This is a genomic window from Granulibacter bethesdensis (genome assembly GCF_001889525.1).
GTDB classification, from domain to species: Bacteria; Pseudomonadota; Alphaproteobacteria; order Acetobacterales; family Acetobacteraceae; genus Granulibacter; species Granulibacter bethesdensis_C.
Genome location: NZ_CP018192.1, coordinates 467,773 through 488,074 on the forward strand (window position 1 = coordinate 467,773; position 20,302 = coordinate 488,074).

Here is a 20,302-nt window from a genome sequence, read left to right on the forward strand (position 1 = left end):
CTAATCATGTCGTTCGCTTTTTTTTAAACAGTCTGGCAAGGAAGGAAGTGACGATTGTCCCCGCTGCAAGCGCGACCAGATACCAGAATGGCTGACTGATGGCGTTCGGGATCGGCAATACGAACACGCCCCCATGGGGTACGCGCATCTGTACATTGCAGGCCATGGAGATGGCTCCGGCGATGGCGGCACCCCCTGCTGTGGCCGGAATGACGCGTAAAGGGTCAGCGGCGGCAAAGGGAATGACGCCTTCCGTGATAAAGGCCAGTCCCAGAATGGTAGCGGCTTTGCCAGCCTCTTTTTCCTGTGCTGTAAAACGGTCCGGATAAAGGCGCGTGGCCAGCGCCATGCCGAGCGGCGGCGTCATTCCTGCAATCACCACTGCCGCCATGGGCGTATAGATCCCGCTTGCGACTAATCCGACGGCGAAAGTATAGGCGGCCTTGTTGATCGGGCCGCCCATGTCGATTGCCATCATGCCGCCCAGCAGAAGACCGAGAAGAATGGCACTGCTGCCCTGAAGAGTTTGCAACCAGTGCGTCAGAGCAGAGAGCAGGTGGGCTGCCGGATCGCCAACGCCGTACATCATGGCGAGGCCCGTTACCAGACTACCGAGCACGGGCAGGATCAGAACCGGTTTCAGACCATCCAGATTACGACCAAGCTTGATCCAGCGATTGAAAAAAGCCGTGCTGTATCCAGCGATAAACCCTGCGAGAATACCGCCGAGAAATCCGGCGCCCATTGAGGACGCGATCATGCCGCCGGTCAATCCAGGAGCAATACCGGGACGATCAGCAACAGAATAGGCGATATATCCTGCCAGAACCGGCACGATCAGTGGAAAAGCCGATTTCGCACCGATGAGAAACAGGGCATGTGCCAGTGTGCCTGCCTGCGATGCATCGGTGACATTGACGCCGCCCAGTGCGAAGGCCATGGCGATCAGAATGCCGCCTGCCACCACGACGGGCAGCATGAAAGAAACACCGGTCATCAGATGTTTATAGGGGCCTGTGCGGGGCGGCGTGGCGTTATCTTTCGACCGGTCGGAGGTGGAGGGAGCAGCCTGCTCTCTGTTGTCCTGCCCCCATATGCCGGCCTGATCAAAAGCTTCTGTAATCAGGGCGGCTCCATCCCTGATGGCCGCTTTGGTGCCGGTTTTAAAAAGTCGCTTTCCGGTGAAGCGGGATAGATCAACCTGTGTATCGGCTGCAATAATCACCAGATCGGCAGAGGCAATTTCTTCAACACTTAGCGCATCCCGTGCCCCGACTGATCCCTGCGTTTCCACCCGGATCATGCAGCCATGCGCGGCAGCACCCTGTTGCAGTCCCTCGGCGGCCATGAAAGTATGGGCGATGCCAGTGGGGCAGGAGGTGATGGCAACGATCTTGCCTCCCTTTACAGGTTTTCCATCCCGTGATGCAGAGGGTGAATTTTGTACGTCTCCAATATTATCCAGAACAAGATCTGCATCAGCCAGAATAGTATCTAATGTAGTCTTATGTTTTGGAAAAGCTGAGAGCTTGTCTGCTATATCCAGATGTGTGCTATCGCTTTCAGCTTCACCAACCAGCAACAGGGTGGAGATCATGCGTGTGTCTGGCTCAGGTGATGCTGAGCCAACGACACGCAGATCGATTTCAATGCTACGGTTACGGTTGGATGCAGCTTTGCGCAGTGCTTCGGCAGCCAGTAATGCATGTGTGCGGCGTGCCTGTCCATCGATGATGGCGAGAATGGTCATGACGGCAACACTCCCGCGGTATGGTCGGTATTTCGAAAATGGCACGCATTATCTTGCAGCTTCTGAACGATCAGGCGGCTTTCAAGCGTTAGCACCAGATCAGGTCCCGGCAGGGATGCGCCCGGTAACGTCAATTTGGCGGAGGCAAGGGCCACGGCGCGGCGTGCCAGCTGTTCCAGTGGCAGATCGTCATGCAGCGCCGTGACAATCCCGGCAACCAGCGCATCACCCGCGCCAACAGTGTTCAGCACCTGCATGGGGGGATGCTGCACATGGACAGCCTGATCGTCAGTGACAAACAGGGCACCCTCTGCTCCTAATGAAATAGCGGCGAGGGTTACGCCACGCGCTGTCAGCTCACGCCCTGCACGCAGGAGATCGGTCACATGGCCCAGCGGGGTACCCGCCCATTCTTCCAACTCATGTCGGTTGGGTTTCAAACAAAAGGGCAATGTCTCCGCTTCGTTCAGCACAGCTCCCAGCGCGGCTCCGCTGGTATCCAGTACTGTGCGGAGACCTTGACGGTGCAGCATGTCCAGCAGCGTGACATAGATATCGTGCGGCATTGCGCTGGGGACACTGCCGGCCAGTACGGCAATATCTCCGGCCTGTGACACTGAAGAGATATGCGCGATGATCGCCGCACCTTCATCATTGCAGGGCAGGCCCGGCGTGTTGATGTCGGTGGTCTCTTCGGCTGTATGATCGATCAGTTTCAGGTTGCGGCGTGTATGACCGGGTACGCGGAGGAACAGATCCTCGATCCCGCGCTCGGCAAAAAACGTCGAGAACAGTGCATCATTGGCCTCCCCCAGAATGCCGCAGGCTCTGACGGGCGGCGCATTTTCATCTCCGGCCGCGAACCAGTCCGCAAGGCAGCCTGCGACATTGACCCCTTTCCCACCGGGATAGGAGGCCGCAGCCAAGGCCCGGTTGACCTGTCCGGGATGCAGGGCCGTCAACTCCACTGTTTCGTCGATGGCGGGGTTGAGGGTGATGGTTAGAATCGCGCTCATATGGCTTCTCCAAAGCCGGTATCAGCATGAAAGGTAGTTTCCAGCGCTCTCACTTCAGCCGGAGAGGAAGCTGCCAGAGCGCGCTCGGCCAATGCCTTCAAATCGTCCATGCGGTACTGGCGCAGGCAGGCTTTGACACCGGGAATGTCGCGGGGCGTCATTGACAGCTCGGTAACACCCAACCCGGCCAACAGCGCCGCACCGAACGGATCACCGGCCAGACCACCGCAGACCCCGACCCAGCGGCGCAGAGGGGCGGCGGCTTCGGCCGTGCGGCGGATCAGCGCGAGCACGGCAGGGTGTAATCCGTCCACCTCCGCGGCCAGCCCGGAATTCTGCCGGTCCATGGCCAGTGCGTATTGTGTCAGATCATTGGTGCCAATGGAAAAGAAATCGACATGGGGAGCGATTCGGTCGGCCAGCAAAGCCGCTGCCGGGACTTCCACCATGATGCCTAATGGCACTTCCGGAGCTTGCAACGCGGTGCGGACCCGGTCGCAGACGGCACGGAGTCCGGCAATTTCCGCCAGTGACGTGATCATTGGGAACATGATTGACAGTGGTGCTTCTGCGGCGGGTTCCGTCTCTGCCTGCCAGCGCCTGACATGACCGGCGGCACGGTACAGCGCACGCAGCTGAGGCTCCAGCAGATCAGGGCGACGCAGCAGAAGTCTGGCACCACGCACGCCGAGGAAAGGATTTTCCTCGTGCGGAAGGTTCAGATGCGGCACCTGTTTGTCACCGCCAATATCCAGAGCGCGCACAACCAGCGGCCTGCCATCCAGTGCTTCCAGCATCGCACGGTAGGTTTCAAACTGCTCTTCCTCATCCGGGGCGTGGTCACGCTCCAGAAACAGGAATTCGGTCCGCATCAGGCCGACACCTTCCCCGCCCTGTTCCAGCGCGAAAGCCACCTGATCGGGGCGATTGACGTTGGCGGCCACGGTCAGGTGATAACCATCCGTGGTACGGGCCGGTCGGCTCCGCTGCGCAGCTTCTTCATTGCGCAGCTCGGTCTGGCGCAATGACCAGTCCTGTGCCGAGGCAATGGCTGTCTCATCCGGGTGCAGATGCACCACACCGGCACGGCCATCAAGAATGACCATGTTGCCCGACGTCAGTTCCATCACATCCGGTCCCGCTGCCGCAATGGCGGGAAGGCCCAGCGTCCGGGCAAGGATGGCAGTGTGGGAAGTCGGGCCGCCCAGCGCCGTGATCAGCCCCAGCACGCGCTCCGGGTCCAGCCCCGCCGTATCGGAAGGGGCGAGATCATCAGCCACCAGAATACAGGGATAATCCGGCAGGGTCATCAGCGATCCCCCGGCCTGGGACGGATCAAGCTGGGCCAGAACCCGCCTGCCGACATCCCGCAGATCGGCCGCGCGCGCGGCCAGAACCGGGTTGCCGAGTGCAGCCATACCCTCGGCTGTCTGTTCGACGGCATGATGCCAGGCCCAGGCCGCGCCATGTCCATCCACCATCAACTGACAGACGCGGGTGATCAGATCGGTATCATCCAGCAAACCTGCCTGCGCCTGAAAAATCGCGGCATCCGCGACCCCCAGGCGGCGGCCTGCGTCATCGGACAGGGCATGAAGCTGCGCGCGTGTGACGCGCAATGCCTCATTCAGCCGATCCGCCCCCTCCCGCAGATCCTGCGGATGATCAGTCACGGATATGCTCTGCCCTTTCAGGACATAGACCGGCCCGATAGCCAGTCCCGGGGCGGCGGAAACACCATCAATCCGCATCAGCGCATGGGGCGGCGTCCAGCCTGCGACGGGCCGGGCAGCCCGCATGGCTTTTTCAGCGGCGGCGCGTTCTGCGGCAGTCAGGCTGTCCATGGTGGATTTCAGAGCCTGCAACGCCTGTTCTGCATCGTCCCCATCGGCGGAGATGGTAATGCGGTCGCCCTGTTTCAGCCCAAGCTGCAGCAGGCCAATCAACTGGCGCGGATCGGCAATTTCAGCATCATGCCTGATCTGAAGCCGAGCCCGGAAGCGTTTTGCGGTTTCAGCCCACGCTGATGCGGGTCTTGCATGCAGGCCGCTTGGATAGGGGACGCTCCATTCAAAGTGATGGCGGAGATCGGTTATCACCGTATCAGAGGACATGCTGACGGCGGCAGGATGTGCATCCTCGCTCAGGGCAGCTTGCAACAGTGTGGCATCGCCAGTCTGGAACAGTGTTTTCAGGCGCTCCTCATCCTGCAACAGCCGGGTCAGACGACGGAGAATGGCGATATGTGCGTCAGATCGGGCGGCGATCCCGACCACCAGATGAGCGATCTGTCCCGGATTCCACAGGACGCCTTGCGGCACCTGCAGCACCGCGATGCCATCGGTGCGCACCATGGCGCGATCATCCACCATGCCGTGAGGAATGACGACGCCATGGCCGAGCCATGTATTGGCGACATTTTCCCGCTTCAGCATGCTTTCGGTGTAGGCGGGATCAACATGACCGGCAGCAGCCAGAAGCTGGGCGACTTCCTCAATCGCCTGTTGCTTGTCTGCCGGAGCCGCTCCCACGCGCACCATGGCACGCGGCGCGGTCTGTGCGCTCGCGATTGCATTCATCTCGCGGCGTTCTCCCCAATCCATTTTGAACTGCCGGTCTCTATGCCGGATGTAAAGACTATATGAAAACGTTTTCAGAGCTGCGTCAAAGAATTTATTTCGTAAAATTGATTTATTCCGCATTCTATCTTTGCTGCACCTGCGAAAAACTTGCTGAAAGTTGCTTATGCAGATAGCTTCCAAAGAGGATAAGGAAAACGTTTTCCAGATGATTTTGTCGCTGGTAGAACGACGGAGAAAGTCTTGAACCATTTAGCGGATGGAACTTCCTCCAGGATGCGAGCTGTCGGCATCAAGGACGTGGCAGAGGCGGCGGGTGTTTCACCTGCAACGGTCTCCCGCGTGTTGGCTGGTGGCAAGGTCAGTGCAGCCCTGAAGGCGCAGGTGGAGGACGCTATTGCCCGCTCCGGCTATCGCCCCAATTTGTCGGCCCGCCGCCTGCGCTCCCGCAATACCCAGACGATTGGTCTGATTGTTGCGGATATCCGGAATCCATTTTTCACCGCTGTCAGCCGTTCTGTCGAGCAGATTGCCTTTGCGTCTGGCATGCGGGTGATCCTGTGCAATACGGATGAAGATCCGGAACGCGAAGCCATGTACCTGCAATTGATGGAGGAGGAGCGCGCAACCGGCCTGATCCTTGCCCCGACTCTCCCTGCGATAAGCCGTCTGGCGATACACAAGCCTTCGTTACCGGTGGTTCTGATCGACCGTGAAGGGCCTGCCGGCTGTCTGGACTCCGTTGTGCTGGATAACCGGGAGGCCAGCCGCACCCTGACCCGCCATCTGCTGCAAAATGGATATCGCCGTATCGGCGGCCTGTTCGGGATGGCCAGTACCACGGCGGTGGAACGTCGGGAGGGCTATGAACAGGCAATGCGTGAAGCGGGATTGGCTTTTGAATCCCGGCAGTCTCCCGCCACGATCCCGGACAGCGAGCAGACAGCCCATGCCTGGCTGGGCAGTCCTTATCCGCCAGAGGCATTGCTGGTCAGTAACAGTCTGACCCTGATGGGGGTTACGCGTGCCGCTCGCTCGCTCGGCCTGTCGATTCCCCAGCAACTGGGGCTGGCTGGATTCGATAATGATCACTGGACCGAACTGGTAGGGCCAGGCATGACCGTCATGGCCCAGCCGGTCGAGGAAATCGGGCGCATGGCGATGGAGATGCTGTTCAGCCGCTTGCGTGAGCCGGATCAACCGGTGCGCAAAATCGTGCTCAGTGGCCGTCAGATTACCCGTGGGTCTTCTGTCCGGACAGCCGCCTAGCCTTCAAAGCTGGCGAAACGTGCCGATCGTCCGATCTTTTTCGAACTGCGTACCGCTCAGAACCTGATCATGGAATGCCAGATGCAGCCCCGGTGGCAGCAGGCGCAGCGCCGTCAGCGCGGCTGACAGGTTCTGCACGGCATCCGAGCCATCAATATGCAGGGGCGCCATGGCCCCCGTAAACACGACAGGGCGCGTCAGGACGCCTTTTCCGGCCGCGACGCGGGCTTCCAGGTGACGCATCGTCTCGCGCACCGTATCGGTGCCATGAGTGACAAGAATGCCGCCAAAGCGGCTCTCTGCACCAAAAACCGCGTCTGCGACCGCATCACGATCCGCGTCGGTGAAGTCCAGACTGTCCTTCAGCACCGGCTGCACCATGGTGATCTCTGTCTGTGGCAGGCGCAGTCGCGGACCAAGCGCCCCGAGCCAGTCCGGATGTGGGTCCAGTGCCCCGGTTGCTTCGACATAACGCTTGGATATTGTCCCGCCGGTGGACACGATCAGAACGGAAAGAGGGCCGCTGCGCATCACAGGCTCCAATGGCAATAAGATGTTGGAATCGATCAAAACGGGTCGTTAAAAATCATCACCGGTGGCATGTGTGCGACGCATCGGTGGAGGCAAGGGCATGGGGCCGGTATCATCGGGGGAGGTCAGTGCCCCCAGCAGAGCCTGTCTCAACTTGGCGAGCTTGCGTTCGTTTTCGACTTTTAGCCCGAACACGTCTTTCACATAGAAGACGTCCACCGCCCGCACACCGTAAGTGGTGATGTGGGCGCTGGCAATTTGAAGGCCCTGCTGTGCGATCGCGGCGGCAATATCATGCATCAGTCCGGGGCGGTCACGCCCGTTCACTTCCAGAACCGTATGGGTATGGGAGGCGTGATTATCGACGACCACCCGCGGCGGCACATGGATCGCCCGCATCCGTGTACCAAGCAGAGGATTGGAAGCCTTGCGGATTTCCTCGTCAATATCGAGCTGACCAGACAGGGCCTGTTCAATCAGCACGGCGATTTTCGCCAGCCGATTCGGCTGATCGAAGGCTTCACCGGACGTGTCCTGCACCCAGAACGTATCCATGGCCATGCCGTTGGTCATGGTGTGAATACGGGCATCGACGATCGAGGCTCCGGCCACGGCCAGCGCACCGGCGATCTTGCCGACCAGACCGGGCGTATCGGCGACATAGACGGTCACTTCCGTCACAGCGCGGGCAGGTAAAGGCTGGGTATCGACGGTCAGAAGCTGCGTGCCTGCGGCACGGATCATGCGGGCATGACGCGCATGGGTCTCGGGGTCGAAGGACAGCCAGTACCCGGGATAACCAAGCGTCAGGAAGGCTTCCCGCTGCTCCTCCGGCCAGTCATAGAGCAATTCGGCGGCCGCTTCCTTGGCACGGGCGACGCGGGTGTCGCGTTCTGTGGTGGCCAGCCCGCCCGCCAGAACCTCGGCCACGCGGGCATAGAGTTCACGTAGCAATGTTGCTTTCCAACCGTTCCAGACCTTTGAGCTGACGGCCCGCATATCCGCGACCGTCAGCACCAGCAGCAGCTTCAGCCGCTCTGGTGACTGGATGGTGTCGGCCAGATCGAGAATGGTTTTCGGATCGTCTATATCGCGCCGAAACGCGGTCTGGCTGAGCAGAAGATGATGCAGCACCAGCCAGGAGACCATTTCCGTCTCTTCTGAATCCAGCCCCAGTGCCGGGCCGATCTCCAGCGCCAGTTCGGCCCCGAGTTCGGAGTGATCGCCGCCCCGTCCCTTGGCGATGTCATGCGTCAGCATCGCCACATACAGGGCACGGCGGGACTGAAGGTGATCAACCACCCCAGTGGCGACCGGGGCTATATCGGCCAGATCGCCATGTTCAAGCTGGTTCAGAACACGAATTGCCTCGATCGTGTGCTCATCCACGGTAAAGACGTGGTAAGTGTCGAACTGCATCTGTCCGACAATACGCGCCCATTCGGGAATGAACCGGCCCAGAAAACCGGTTTCATTCAGGATCGACATCCAGCGTGCGCCGCTCGGCCGCTGGGTCGGGCGCTGGACGCCATCGGGTACTGTATTGCCGCACAGCAGATCAAGGAACAATTCGGCAGCGCGTTGATCGTCACGCAGGGCGATGGCGCCCCGCTCATTGCGGATCAGGCTGCGAATGGCGAGAGGATGGATTTGCAGATCGCGATCACGCGCAAGCTTCATGATGCGCAGCATCTGAATCGGCTCGCGCTCGAAATCGTGAGAAGGGGCAGGCAGGAGTTTGCCTTCCGCCAGCACGAAGCCTGCATTGATCAACGCTATATCGGTTTCAGCGGCGATAGCGGGTGGGCCGAGCGCAGCACGGATCAATGCCGGTTCAAGCACGCGGGTCAGGCGCAGGACTTCGCGGGCGGTCAGAAAGTAGTGGCGCATGAAACGCTCGACGCCATTCTGGCGACCATGGCGCGTATACCCCATCCGTGCGCCAATCACTGGCTGGACATCGAAGGTCAGGCGTTCCTCTGCCCGTCCGGCGACGTAATGCAGATGAAATCGCAGCGTCCATAGGAAATTCCAGGACCGTTTCGCCAGCCTGGCTTCGTTTTCCGTGATCAGGCCGCCGCCAGGTGCGCCTGTGCCTACCAGATCGGCCAGTTTGCGGGTACCGAAGACATAGCGGGACAGCCAGTAAAGTGTTTGCAGATCCCGCAGGCCGCCACGGCCTTCCTTGATATTCGGCTCGACGAAAAACGGACTTTCGCCATAACGCAGATGGCGTGCATGGCGCTCTGCCTGTTTCGCGGCGATGAAATCATGTTCGCCCGCCTCGGTGCAGGCTTCCCGGAACGCGGTAATGAATGCGTCGAACAGGGGCTGGTTACCGGCCAGATGGCGTGTATCCAGCAGGGTGGTGCGGACGGTGGTGTCTTCGGTTGCGGCTTGCAGGCTCTGGCTGATGGAACGGGTGGCGTGCCCGACCTTCAGCCCCAGATCCCACAGGAAATACAGCATGAACTCAACCACGGCGAGCGTGCGGGCTGAAGGGGTATCCGCCGTGATGAACAACAGATCGATATCACTGAACGGTGCCAGTTCCTGCCGTCCATAGCCCCCCGTGGCGGCGACTGTGACGGGTTCAGTCTGCTGTGTGGCAGAGGCCGGAATGGCGATACTGTCAGCATATTGGTACAGTGCGGCGACAAGTCCGTCGGTCAGGTCAGACAGCAGATGGGCAGCTGTCAGGCCAGCCAGTCTGCCCTGTTCAAACGTATCCCGCACCCGGCCCTGAATCCGCGCCAGATGGCGACGGAACACACCCAGCGCGGCATTACGTTCCAGTTGCGATAAAGGCCCCTTGCGGGGGCCGGGGCCGAACTCTTCCTCCAACGCCGTCAGAGCACGATCTAGTTCCAGGGCGGCAAGCTCGGATGCCGTCTGTCGAGGCGCTTTTTGCGCAAGGCCGGGGGAGGAAGATGTCACCATGATTCCGCTTCTACATCGCCATTGTGCGCCTGCGAAGAAAGCATAGACTTAAAATGATATATAAGATCGAGTGCTTCGCGTGGGGTGAGTTTATCCGGTTCCATCTGATGCAGTGCCTCGATCAATTCCGGCGGTAGGCAAGCGGGTTTTGCTTCATGAATACCTTCTGCCGGTTCTGTCACTGTTTCGCTGCCATGGCTGGCGGCGAACAGGGGCAGAGTCGCGTTATCGGTCAGCCCGGCGGAACGTTCCTCCAGTGCCGTGAGCAACTGCCCGGCCCGGCGGACTGTGGCGGTAGGCACCCCAGCCAGTTTCGCGACATGGACACCCCAGCTTCGTCCTCCGGCTCCTTCCGCCACTTCATGCAGAAACACGACCTTACCACGCCATTCCTGCACTTTCATTGTACAGGGGCGCAGCATCGGCAATTCCCCTTGCAGGCGCGCCAGTTCGTGGAAATGGGTGGCGAAAATCGTGCGTGCGCCGATACGGCTATGCAGGGCTTCCAGCACTGCCCATGCAATGGCCAGACCATCCAGCGTGGAGGTACCACGCCCGATTTCATCGACGACGACCAGGGAACGGGGGCCGGCCTGATGCAGAATGGCGGCGGTTTCAGTCATTTCAACCATGAAAGTCGATTGCCCGCGGGCCAGATCGTCCGATGCGCCGACCCGGCTGAACAGGCGATCTACAATACCGATATGGGCTTCTCTGGCCGGAACCGGTAGCCCTGCCTGCGCCAGAATCACGATCAGGGCGTTCTGCCGCAGATAGGTGGATTTTCCCGCCATATTCGGCCCGGTCAGCAGCATGACGCGTCTGCTGGCCGACAGATCCGTATCGTTGGGCATAAAGGGGGTGGGACTGCCTTCCAGAGCGGCTTCCACCACGGGATGGCGTCCCGCCTCGATGGTCAGTGTCTGGTCATCGGTCATGACGGGGCGGCACCATGTGCCGTTTTCCGCCAGACGGGCAGCGGATTGCAGGACGTCCAGGCGGGCCAGCGCCTCGGCGCAGGCGGCGATGGAACCGGAATGGGTCTCCACCTTCTGCCGCAGGGCGGTGATGACGATCATTTCCCGCTGCCGGGCGCGCTCGGCGGCCTCGGTAATACGGCGGTCCAGCTCGGACAGGTCCGGATGGGTAAAGCGTGCCCCGTTGGCCATGCCCTGCCGCAGGATCAACTCCGGCACCGTCCGCAGTGTTTCCACCGCTACGGCAGGCACTTCGATCATGTAGCCGAGTTGCGCGTGATGACGGATCTTGAGGCTGGCGACGCCATAGCGCTGGGCGTATTCGGTCTGAAGTGCGGCGATGACCTTGCGGCTGTCATCCCGCAGCCCGCGTTCGGCATCCAGTTCACCGTCGAAGCCGCTGGCGATCACGCCGCCATCCTCGATGCGAGCGGGTACTGGATCGGCGAGCGCCGCCTCCAGCATCTCCGGCAGATCGGGCGGCAGATGCAGGGCGGCGTGTAATTCAGCCAGTGCGGAGGGCAGGATGCCTTCCAGCAATCCGGCGGCTTTCATGGCAATGTGTGCACCATCGCGAATGGCGGCCAGATCGCGTGGCGTGCCGCGTCCCAGCGCGATACGCCCCAGTGCGCGGGCCATATCGGGGCAGCCGCGCAGCGTCTCCCGCAGGCGCATGGACAGAGTTGGCTGTTCCAGCAGCCAGCCCCATCCATCCTGTCGGGCGGTGATGACTGTTCGGTCGGTCAAGGGAGCACCCAGCCATGCGGCGAGCATTCTGCCGCCAGCCGGGGTCAGGGTGCGCTGAACAGCGGACAGCAACGTGCGTTCGGTGCCGCCATCGCGGGCACGGTCGATCTCCAGACTGGCGCGGGTGGAGGCATCCATGGCCAGTCGCCCGGCCTCGCCCACCGGCACGGGATGACCGAGGCGAGGCAGGGCACCCATCTGTGCATCCCGCACGTAATCCAGCGCCTGCATGGCCGCCATGGCCTCGGCATCGGTAAAGCTGCCGAATACGTTGATATGGCTGACATCGTATGCTTCAGCGAGTCGTGCCCTGGCATTGGCCGGGTCGCTCACCGGTTGTTCCGGTCCCCTCCTTGCGTCCCACATTTCCAGATACAGGGAAGAGGGGCATAGAATTTCCGCCGGATCGAGCCGGCCCAGCAGTGCGGTCAGGCCGGATTCGTTCAGCGATTCCGTCTCGAACAGCCCGGTCGAGATATCCAGCCAGGCTGCCCCCAGTTGATTCCCGGACTGTGCAATGGCCAGCAGCAGATTGGGACGGCCCGCATCCAGCAGAGTTTCCTCGGTAATGGTACCGGGTGTTACCAGACGTACGACATCGCGGCGGATCGGGCCTTTTCCGGCGCGGTTTTTGGGATTTTCCATCTGTTCGACAATGGCAACACGCCAGCCGCGGCGGATCAGCCGGGACAGATACATCTCGGCGGCATGGACCGGCACGCCACACATGGGAATCGGTTCGCCTTCATGCAGCCCGCGCTTCGTCAGCTGAATATCCAGCGTGGCGGCGGCATTTTCCGCATCCTGAAAAAACAGTTCGTAGAAATCGCCCATGCGGAAAAACAGCAGCGCATCGGGATGCTGGTTTTTCAGGACGAACCATTGCGCCATGGCGGGTGTAGCGCCTGCCGGAACGGCGGCAGCCGTTTCACTGCCGGCCCCGTTGGAGGCACGGGCGGCATTGCTTCCGGGAGGGCGGCCCCGGCGTGTGGGAGTCGATGCAACGGACATGCAGTGCAGTGTAATGGCTCCCATTTTTTCGGCCAGCATGCAGAGATGGCGGAGCATAGGCTGTTGTATAATCGCAACATCTTTTTGATGGTCAGCCGTAAGCTTGATCTGTGGTCGGGCAAAGAAAGCCGACTCTGTTCCAGTTTATGCAGCCTGTCAGAGGCGCCCTCTTGAAAATCAGGATATTGTCTCTAGTTGCGGTTGATCCCGCCAGAGTCTGATGCGACTGGGGGCGGTATGGAAAGGAACGGCAGATCGTGGCGGCGCTGATCTTCGGCGTATTTTATCTGGCCGCGATTATCGTGATCGTGGCGTCGCACGGCTTTGCGACCTCCCGCTATCAGCGTGAAATGCGGCGCTGGGGCGATGAGGAAGCCGCATTTTTCGGCTGCTTTACCCGGCTGGCAAGCGATACGGTCAGTGGCTGGCTGCTGGACAGGCGGGTTGATCGCTCGCAAGGGCCGATTGTCGTTTCTGCTCATCGCCATGGCCGGATGATCGGTCTGACGACACTGGCGATGCCGCAGGACGGTGATTCTCCCCTCGATTTTACGCTGACTCTCGAAAACCCGGTGACAGAGAGCGATCTGTTGAGCGAACGTGTCGTTCTCTGGGCAAGGGATGGCCATCTGGTGCGGCAGGTTGTGATGGATGCCATGTTGCAGCGCCGCCTGATCGGCAATATCCATTGATACAGACTGCATTGGGAGCGGGCGCATGGCTCTGGATAATGAGACATATCCGCGTGATCTGATCGGCTACGCCAAAACGCCGCCCTTTGCGCGCTGGCCGGGGGGCGCCAGAATAGCAGTCAATTTCGTCGTGAATTATGAGGAGGGTGGGGAGAACAGCATCCTGCACGGCGATCCGGCATCGGAGGCCTTCCTGTCGGAGATTATTGGCGCACAGCCCATTCCCGGCCTGCGCCACATGAATATGGAAAGCCTGTACGAATATGGCAGCCGGGTGGGTTTCTGGCGGTTGATGCGTCTGTTCGCCTCATACAGGCTACCCTTCACCTGTTTCGCTGTAGGCATGGCGCTGGAGCGTCATCCGGAAGCGGCGCAGGCAATGATGGCAGCAGGCCATGAGATCGCGAGCCATGGTTATCGCTGGATCGACTATCAGTTCGTGACCGAGGACGCAGAACGGGCCGATCTGGCGCGCGCGATCGAGGCACATCACCGTGTGACGGGCAAGCGCCCCCTCGGCTGGTATCTGGGCCGCTGCTCCCCGCATACGCACCGCCTGATCGCGGAAGAGGGCGGCTTTCTCTACAATGCCGATACCTATGCCGATGATCTGCCGTACTGGGATCTGCACCATGAGCGGCCGCAACTGATGGTGCCGTATACGCTGGATGCCAACGATATGCGTTTTGCTACGGCACAGGGATTCAATACCGCCGAGCATTTCTTCACCTATCTGCGCGACAGTTTCGATACTTTGTATGAGGAAGGGGCCATGACCCCGCGCATGATGTCGATCGGGCTGCATTGCCGTCTGGTCGGGCGACCGGGACGTCTGCCGGGGCTGAAGCGCTTCATCGACCATGTGCTGGCGCATGACGATGTGTGGATCTGCCGTCGCGAGGATATCGCTCGCCACTGGCATGAGACCCATCCTCCCCCGGCCCAATGTGTGCCGGGATAGCAGGCCGGACTGTTTTCAGCCTCCTCCGGCGAGTGCCAGCCATTCCCCTTCAGACAGGGTGCGGATACCGAGTTCTGCGGCTTTTTTTGCTTTGGAGCCGGCATCCGCCCCTGTTACCACAAAGTCGGTCTTTTTGGAGACGCTGTCTGTCACTTTCGCGCCCATTGATTCGGCCCGGGCTTTTGCTTCAGGGCGGGTCATGGCCTGAAGCGTGCCGGTGAAGACGATGGTTTTCCCATTGAGAGGAGAGTCCAGCGTCGCAGAGGACAGGCCGCCGGACGGGGCGGTGATGGTCAGCATCCTGGCCAGTTCATCCAGCGTGTCTATATTGCGTGGCTCGGCGAAGAAATCCACCAGCTCCTCGGCGATGGTGGGCCCGATTCCGGTGATGCTGCCCAGCGCCAGCCTTTCGTCAGAGCCGATTTGTCTGGCGGCCAGCATCTGGGTTCTCCATTCCGTGAAGCTGCCGTAATGGCGGGCCAGCAATCTGGCATTGGTCTCGCCGATGCGCCTGATTCCCAGCGCATAAAGAAAACGGTCGAACGGGATGCTGCGCCGCGCCTCGATCGCCTGGGAAAGATTGCGGGCCGACAGGGATCCCCAGCCGTCACGATGGGAGATCTCTTCCTCGCGGGCGGGGAGGCGGAAAATATCAGCGGGGCCGGAGACCAGCCCGTCACGGTGAAATTCGAGGATGCTTTTCTCACCCAGTCCGTCAATGTCGAAGGCAGGACGAGATACCATGTGGATCAACCGTTCCACCACCTGTGCTTCGCAGGTCAGGCCGCCAGTGCAGCGGCGTACGACCTCTCCCGGTGGCCGTACCGCCAGACTGCCGCAGACCGGACAGTGCTCCAGTGGCGCGAAAGGCCGGGCACCGTCCGGGCGTTTTTCCAGCACGACCGAGACGATCTGTGGAATGACATCGCCCGCTCGTTGCAGAATGACGGTATCGCCTTCCCGCACATCCTTGCGGGCGATTTCATCCTCATTGTGCAGAGTGGCGCGTGTGACCAGAACACCGCCGACATTGACCGCCTGCAGATGGGCCACCGGGGTCAGCGCGCCGGTGCGGCCGACCTGAATGTCGATTTTCTCCAGCACGGTCGTCGCCTGTTCGGCGGGGAATTTCCACGCCGTCGCCCAGCGCGGGGCACGCCCGACAAAACCGAGTCGTCGTTGCAGAGGCAGATCGTCGATCTTGAACACGACGCCGTCGATATCGTAGGGCAGCGTGGAACGCTCCGCCGCGATCCGGGTGGTGAACGCCGCGGCACCGTTTTCATCCTCGATCAACTCCGACAACGGATTGACGACGAATCCCCACTTTTTCAGACACGCCAGATAATCCCAGTGCGTTTCCGCGACCGGTGCGCTGCTCTCTCCCTGCGCATAAGCGAAGAGCGCCAGCGGACGGCTGGCAGTCACGGACGCATCCAGCTGTCGCAGTGATCCGGCGGCTGCATTGCGTGGATTGGCAAAAATCTTTTGCCCCAGCCGAGCCTGCGTTTCGTTCAACTCCAGAAACGCGGCCTTGCTCATGAAGACTTCGCCGCGAATTTCGATGAAGGCGGGCGCTTCTCCATGCAGGGTTTGTGGCACGTCGCGCAGGGTGCGGACATTGGCCGTGACATCCTCCCCCTCCATCCCGTCACCGCGTGTTGCCGCTCTGGTCAGGATGCCGTTTTCATAGGTCAGGGAAATGGACAGACCATCGATTTTCGGCTCCGCCACGAAGCGGGGCGAGGCTGGTAAATTCAAAAACCGTCTGGCGCGGGCGCAGAATTCGGCAAACTCTGCTGCATCGAACACATTGTCCAGCGACAGCATCGGCACGCGATGCCGGATTTTCGCAAAGGCGGAGGAGGGGGCCGTGCCGACGCGGTTGGCGGGGCTGTTTTGCAGAATGGCATCGGGGAACAGACGCTCGATCTCGGCATTGCGCTGCCGGAGGGCATCGTATTCTGCATCCGTCGCCAGCGGAGCGTCATCGCCATAATACGCTTCGTCCAGCTCGGCGATACGGCTGGCGAGCCGTACCAGTTCCGCCCGTGCTTCCTCGGGTGACAGAGCGTCTGGGGCAGTTAGGGAAAGAGAGGGAAAATCCGGATTTTTCATGGTCTTGCCAGCAGATCGTCAGCGGCGGCACGGGCTGCCTCGGTAATGGTTTCGCCTGATAGCATCCGGGCAATTTCCTCACGCCGTTCGGCTCCGGTCAGAACCTCGACCGTGGTGGTGGTGCGGTCTTTGGTCACCGATTTGGCCACACGAAGATGCGCCTGACCGCGCGCGGCCACTTGCGGGCTGTGTGTCACGACCAGCACCTGACTGTGCCGGGCCACCTGCGCCAGCCTTTCGCCGACAGCGGCGGCGGTCGCCCCGCCAATGCCGGAATCGACCTCATCGAAGACCAGTGTCGGCACGGTGGAGCGACTGGCCAGCACCACTTTCAAAGCCAGCATGAGCCGGGACAGTTCCCCGCCCGAGGCGACTTTCGCCAATGGTCCCGGCGGCTGACCCGGATTGGCGGCAATCAGGAAGGCGATGCTGTCCTGACCGGCTTCTCCCCATTGCCGTTCCGGCAGGGTTTCGATCCGGGTAAAGAAACGGGCGCGTTCCAGCTTCAGCGGTGGCAGTTCGGCATTGATGGCCTGTTCCAGCAGGGTGGCTGCCTGTTGCCGTGCCGTGCTCAGAACGGCGGCCGCTTCCAGATAGGCGTGGCGTGCCCGGTTTTCCTCCGCCGTCAGTACGGCGACGGCGTGATCGCCGCTTTCCAGTACGGATAGTCGTTGGCGCAGCGTTTCCAGCAGGCCCGGCAGTTCCAGCACTGTTACATTGTGCTTGCGGGCCGCGGCCCGGAGCGCGAAAAGGCGTTCCTCGATATTTTCGAGTTGCCGGGGATCGGCATCGGAATCGTTGATCAGACGGCTTAGCAGCATCTCCGCTTCGGCGAGCGCTTCTTCCGCCCTTTCCAGTGCGGCCAGAGCCGGGGCGGTCGGCAGGTCTGCTCCCTGATCCTCACCATGAAGGGTAGTGGAGGCCCGTTGCAGAGACCGTGTCGCCGCCCGCAAGGCGGCGGCAGGACCAGCCGAGCGCCGGTCCCGTGGTGTCAGCTCTGCCAGAGCGGCGGCGATCGCTTCTCCTCGCCGTTCCGCCTGCTGAAGCCGGGTGCGCTCGGCGGCAAGTTGAATGTCCTCTCCTTCCTGTGGGGCGAGTGAAGACAACTCGTTGGCGGCGTGCGTCAGCCAGTCACGATCCCGTTCTGCTTCTTCCAGTGCGATGCGGGCTTGTGAAAGACGCTCGATCACCGTGCGCCAGTCGGCCCAGCAGGCGGCGACTGCTATCCGCAGGGGCGGATCGACGCCGAACGCATCCAGCATCGGCCCATGCAGTGCGGGATCAGCTAGACCCATCTGCTCATGCTGACCCTGAACTTCGACCAGTAAAGCACCCATACGGCGCAGCAACGCAATGCTGACTGGCTGGTCATTGACGAAGGCCCGCGACCGTCCATCCTTGCCGAGGATACGGCGCACGACCAACTCATCTTCTATCTCCAGCTCATGCTCGGCCAGCAGGGCTTCGACCGGATGGGATGGCGGTGGAGCGAAACACGCCGTTACTGATGCCTGATCCGCCCCGGCGCGCAGCAACCCGGCCTCGGCCCGTGCGCCCAGCGCCAGACCGAGACTGTCGAGCAGGATGGATTTACCGGCCCCGGTCTCGCCGGTCAGAACGGTCAGCCCGGTGCTGAACGTCAGATCAAGACGTTCGATCAGCACCACATCCCGGATCGAGAGCGCCGTCAGCATCGGGAGGAACCCCGTTCAGGAAACGCCAGCCACCATTCCGTCAGAATACGGAGTGCCACATGCGGGAGAAGAAACCGGAACCGGTGGCGCCGGAGCGGGGCACCGGCTCCCCCTTCACCAGATTTTCGGCGGCCAGATCATCCCAACTACTCTGATACCAGGAACTGCCGGGATAGTTGTGTCCCAGCACCGCAGCGGTGCGGCGTGCATCGCTGCGCAAACCCAGCAGCAGATAAAGTTCGGTCAGGCGGTGCAGGGCTTCGGGAACATGATTGGTCGTCTGATATTCCTTGACGACGGTCTGGAACCGGTTGATTGCGGCGGCATAGAGATGCTCCCGCTCATAATAACGCCCGATTTCCATTTCCTTGCCGGCCAGATGGTCACGGCAGAGATCAATTTTCAGGCGGGCATCGCGGGCATAACCGCTGTCCGGGAAGCGGGAAACCACTTCCTGAAGAGCAGTCATGGCATCCTCTGTGCCTTTCTGGTCACGCTGGATATCCGCGATCTGCTCATAAAAAGACAGCGCGCGAAGATAGTAGGCGTAGGCAATGTCCCTATGAGTCGGATGCAGCTGGATGAAACGGTCGAGCGAACCGATCGCATCCATATATTTATGTTCCAGATACTGGGAATAACCCTGCATCAGCTGGGCATTCGCCGCCCATGATGAGTAGGGATAATATTGCTGGACGGCATCGAATTGCTGGGCCGCCGTGTTGTAGCGGTGGTCCTGCATGGCATCGACGCCGGTATTGTAGAGTTCTTCAACCGACATTTTCGCCGGATCGAGTTTGGCCAGTTCGTCATCTTTGCTACTGCCGCACCCGCTGGCGAGCAGGGGAAGAAGCAGGGCTGCGCCGATGCGGCGAGCCGCCTTTGCGCGCGCGAAGGATGAGAGAAGCACCATGGACACCGACTGATCTGTGAGACGCACCTTACCGCGCTTATAGCACGGACCGGCGCGGGGCAAGCTGTTGTCGCAAGACAAGGACCAGCGGAAGGGGTATCAGGCGGCAGAAAGCCAATCCATTGTATTGGTTGAAACGGTCTGCCAGGCGGATGCGTCACTCAACAGCGCACGCAGCAGGCGGTTATTGAGGGCATGGCCGGTACGATGCCCAACGAAACGACCGATCAATGGGTGCCCTGCCATAGCCAGATCGCCCACCACATCCAGCAGCTTGTGGCGGACGAATTCATCCGGCATACGCAGGCCTTCAGGGTTCAAGACCTGATCGCCATCGACAACGATGGCATTATCGAGGCTGCCGCCACGGGCTAGCCCGGCCGCGCGCATGGCCTCGATTTCTTTTGCCATGGTGAATGTGCGTGCACTGGCCAGATCATGACGGAAATTATCTGTGTCCATCGTCATGGTCAGAGCCTGTCGCCCAATGGCAGCGGCATCGAATTCGATAGACAGCGAAAGGGAAAAGCCGCTTTCCGCAGGATGCAGCTCGGCGAAGGCACTCCCTGCCTCGACGCGAACAGACTTCAGGATTTTGATGCTGAGACGGGATTCGGATTGTTCTTCGACCCCGGCGCAGTCGATCAGGAACATGAATGGTGCGGCGGAGCCATCAAGGATCGGTACTTCCGGCCCGTCAATTTCGATCAGCAGATTGTCGATACCATGCGCGGCCAGTGCCGCCATCAGATGCTCGACTGTTCCGACATGCGCATCAGGGCAATCCGGCGCAGTCAGCAGAGTGCACAGGCGTGTATCTGTCACGTTGTCGAAAGCGGCTGGAATATCAAAGCCGAGATCAGTGCGGCGAAACACAATACCGGTTCCCGGTGCCGCGGGGATCAGCCGCAGCCTGACCGGTGCACCACTGTGCAATCCGTGGCCGACGCAGTCGATCGGTGATTTGAGGGTCACCTGTTGCCTGCCCGGTGGGGAAAAAGGGTTGGAAAGGGAGGCAGGCGAAAAACCGCTCGGCATTCCCGTCATTCCATCCATTCCTTTACCCTTTCCTGTCATCCCTGTCCCGCCCGGCTGGTTACGCAC

The 20,302-nt window shown here is 60.8% G+C and carries 13 protein-coding genes; 3 read left to right on the forward strand and 10 right to left on the reverse strand.

Annotated elements, in window-relative coordinates:
- Window positions 1-4 precede the first annotated feature (4 nt).
- From GbCGDNIH6_RS02165 to ptsP, 3 genes are read right to left on the reverse strand one after another with little or no spacing between them, the layout of a single operon-like run.
- The gene (locus tag GbCGDNIH6_RS02165) at window positions 5-1,750 is read right to left on the reverse strand and encodes a PTS fructose transporter subunit IIC (protein WP_072562689.1); all 1,746 of its coding nucleotides are present in this window, start codon (window positions 1,748-1,750) and stop codon (window positions 5-7) included.
- On the reverse strand, window positions 1,747-2,766 hold the full coding sequence (locus tag GbCGDNIH6_RS02170; RefSeq protein WP_072562690.1) for a 1-phosphofructokinase family hexose kinase: 1,020 nt from the start codon (window positions 2,764-2,766) through the stop codon (window positions 1,747-1,749). Before GbCGDNIH6_RS02170 ends, GbCGDNIH6_RS02165 begins: the two co-directional genes overlap by 4 nt.
- The gene (gene ptsP / locus GbCGDNIH6_RS02175) at window positions 2,763-5,345 is read right to left on the reverse strand and encodes a phosphoenolpyruvate--protein phosphotransferase (protein ID WP_072564261.1); all 2,583 of its coding nucleotides are present in this window, start codon (window positions 5,343-5,345) and stop codon (window positions 2,763-2,765) included. The genes GbCGDNIH6_RS02170 and ptsP overlap by 4 nt, the downstream gene beginning before the upstream one ends.
- A 243-nt stretch (window positions 5,346-5,588) precedes the next feature.
- Between ptsP and GbCGDNIH6_RS02180 the strand changes: the two genes are divergently transcribed.
- Window positions 5,589-6,614: a LacI family DNA-binding transcriptional regulator gene (locus GbCGDNIH6_RS02180; RefSeq protein WP_475689865.1), complete on the forward strand. Its 1,026-nt coding sequence runs from the start codon at window positions 5,589-5,591 to the stop codon at window positions 6,612-6,614.
- Window positions 6,615-6,617: 3 nt separating this feature from the next.
- Here the strand turns inward: GbCGDNIH6_RS02180 and GbCGDNIH6_RS02185 are convergent, their stop codons facing one another.
- Genes GbCGDNIH6_RS02185 through mutS form a run of 3 tightly spaced genes read right to left on the reverse strand, consistent with a single transcriptional unit; the run spans window position 6,618 to window position 12,859 of the window.
- Window positions 6,618-7,145 (reverse strand): asparaginase domain-containing protein, encoded by a 528-nt coding sequence (locus GbCGDNIH6_RS02185; RefSeq protein ID WP_072564262.1) that lies wholly within the window; start codon window positions 7,143-7,145, stop codon window positions 6,618-6,620.
- A gap of 48 nt (window positions 7,146-7,193) precedes the next feature.
- Entirely contained in the window at window positions 7,194-10,085 is a 2,892-nt protein-coding gene (locus tag GbCGDNIH6_RS02190; RefSeq protein ID WP_072562692.1) for a [protein-PII] uridylyltransferase, read from the reverse strand.
- Window positions 10,079-12,859, reverse strand: coding sequence for a DNA mismatch repair protein MutS (gene mutS / locus GbCGDNIH6_RS02195; RefSeq protein WP_232449915.1), 2,781 nt, complete (start codon window positions 12,857-12,859; stop codon window positions 10,079-10,081). Before mutS ends, GbCGDNIH6_RS02190 begins: the two co-directional genes overlap by 7 nt.
- Window positions 12,860-13,077: 218 nt before the next feature.
- On the opposite strand from mutS, the gene GbCGDNIH6_RS02200 reads away from it, so the two are divergent.
- Together GbCGDNIH6_RS02200 and puuE are read left to right on the forward strand one after the other, a co-directional pair.
- Window positions 13,078-13,512: a hypothetical protein gene (locus GbCGDNIH6_RS02200; protein ID WP_072562693.1), complete on the forward strand. Its 435-nt coding sequence runs from the start codon at window positions 13,078-13,080 to the stop codon at window positions 13,510-13,512.
- A 25-nt stretch (window positions 13,513-13,537) separates the two neighbouring features.
- Window positions 13,538-14,473, forward strand: a complete 936-nt coding sequence (puuE, locus tag GbCGDNIH6_RS02205; RefSeq protein ID WP_072562694.1) for an allantoinase PuuE — start codon at window positions 13,538-13,540, stop codon at window positions 14,471-14,473.
- Window positions 14,474-14,488: 15 nt separating this feature from the next.
- On the opposite strand, the gene ligA is transcribed toward puuE, so the two are convergent.
- The 4 genes from ligA to lpxC form a co-directional block, all read right to left on the reverse strand.
- Window positions 14,489-16,591: an NAD-dependent DNA ligase LigA gene (gene ligA, locus GbCGDNIH6_RS02210; RefSeq protein WP_072562695.1), complete on the reverse strand. Its 2,103-nt coding sequence runs from the start codon at window positions 16,589-16,591 to the stop codon at window positions 14,489-14,491.
- A complete protein-coding gene (gene recN, locus GbCGDNIH6_RS02215) occupies window positions 16,588-18,285 on the reverse strand; it encodes a DNA repair protein RecN (protein ID WP_072562696.1) in 1,698 nt (565 codons plus the stop codon). The genes ligA and recN overlap by 4 nt, the downstream gene beginning before the upstream one ends.
- Window positions 18,286-18,325: 40 nt before the next feature.
- Complete coding sequence (locus tag GbCGDNIH6_RS02220; RefSeq protein WP_072562697.1) at window positions 18,326-19,198, reverse strand: outer membrane protein assembly factor BamD; 873 nt, start codon at window positions 19,196-19,198, stop codon at window positions 18,326-18,328.
- A gap of 99 nt (window positions 19,199-19,297) precedes the next feature.
- On the reverse strand, window positions 19,298-20,254 hold the full coding sequence (gene lpxC, locus GbCGDNIH6_RS02225) for a UDP-3-O-acyl-N-acetylglucosamine deacetylase (RefSeq protein ID WP_408874853.1): 957 nt from the start codon (window positions 20,252-20,254) through the stop codon (window positions 19,298-19,300).
- Window positions 20,255-20,302 lie beyond the last annotated feature (48 nt).

Bases quoted from the DNA above. Each gene is read 5' to 3' on its own strand.
- GbCGDNIH6_RS02170 (WP_072562690.1), bottom strand. From the start codon at position 2,766: ATGAGCGCGATTCTAACCATCACCCTCAACCCCGCCATCGACGAAACA.
- ptsP (WP_072564261.1), bottom strand. From the start codon at position 5,345: ATGAATGCAATCGCGAGCGCACAGACCGCGCCGCGTGCCATGGTGCGC.
- GbCGDNIH6_RS02220 (WP_072562697.1), bottom strand. From the start codon at position 19,198: ATGGTGCTTCTCTCATCCTTCGCGCGCGCAAAGGCGGCTCGCCGCATC.
- puuE (WP_072562694.1), top strand. From the start codon at position 13,538: ATGGCTCTGGATAATGAGACATATCCGCGTGATCTGATCGGCTACGCC.
- mutS (WP_232449915.1), bottom strand. From the start codon at position 12,859: ATGCTGGCCGAAAAAATGGGAGCCATTACACTGCACTGCATGTCCGTT.
- lpxC (WP_408874853.1), bottom strand. From the start codon at position 20,254: ATGGATGGAATGACGGGAATGCCGAGCGGTTTTTCGCCTGCCTCCCTT.
- GbCGDNIH6_RS02165 (WP_072562689.1), bottom strand. From the start codon at position 1,750: ATGACCATTCTCGCCATCATCGATGGACAGGCACGCCGCACACATGCA.
- ligA (WP_072562695.1), bottom strand. From the start codon at position 16,591: ATGAAAAATCCGGATTTTCCCTCTCTTTCCCTAACTGCCCCAGACGCT.
- GbCGDNIH6_RS02185 (WP_072564262.1), bottom strand. From the start codon at position 7,145: ATGCGCAGCGGCCCTCTTTCCGTTCTGATCGTGTCCACCGGCGGGACA.
- GbCGDNIH6_RS02190 (WP_072562692.1), bottom strand. From the start codon at position 10,085: ATGGTGACATCTTCCTCCCCCGGCCTTGCGCAAAAAGCGCCTCGACAG.
- recN (WP_072562696.1), bottom strand. From the start codon at position 18,285: ATGCTGACGGCGCTCTCGATCCGGGATGTGGTGCTGATCGAACGTCTT.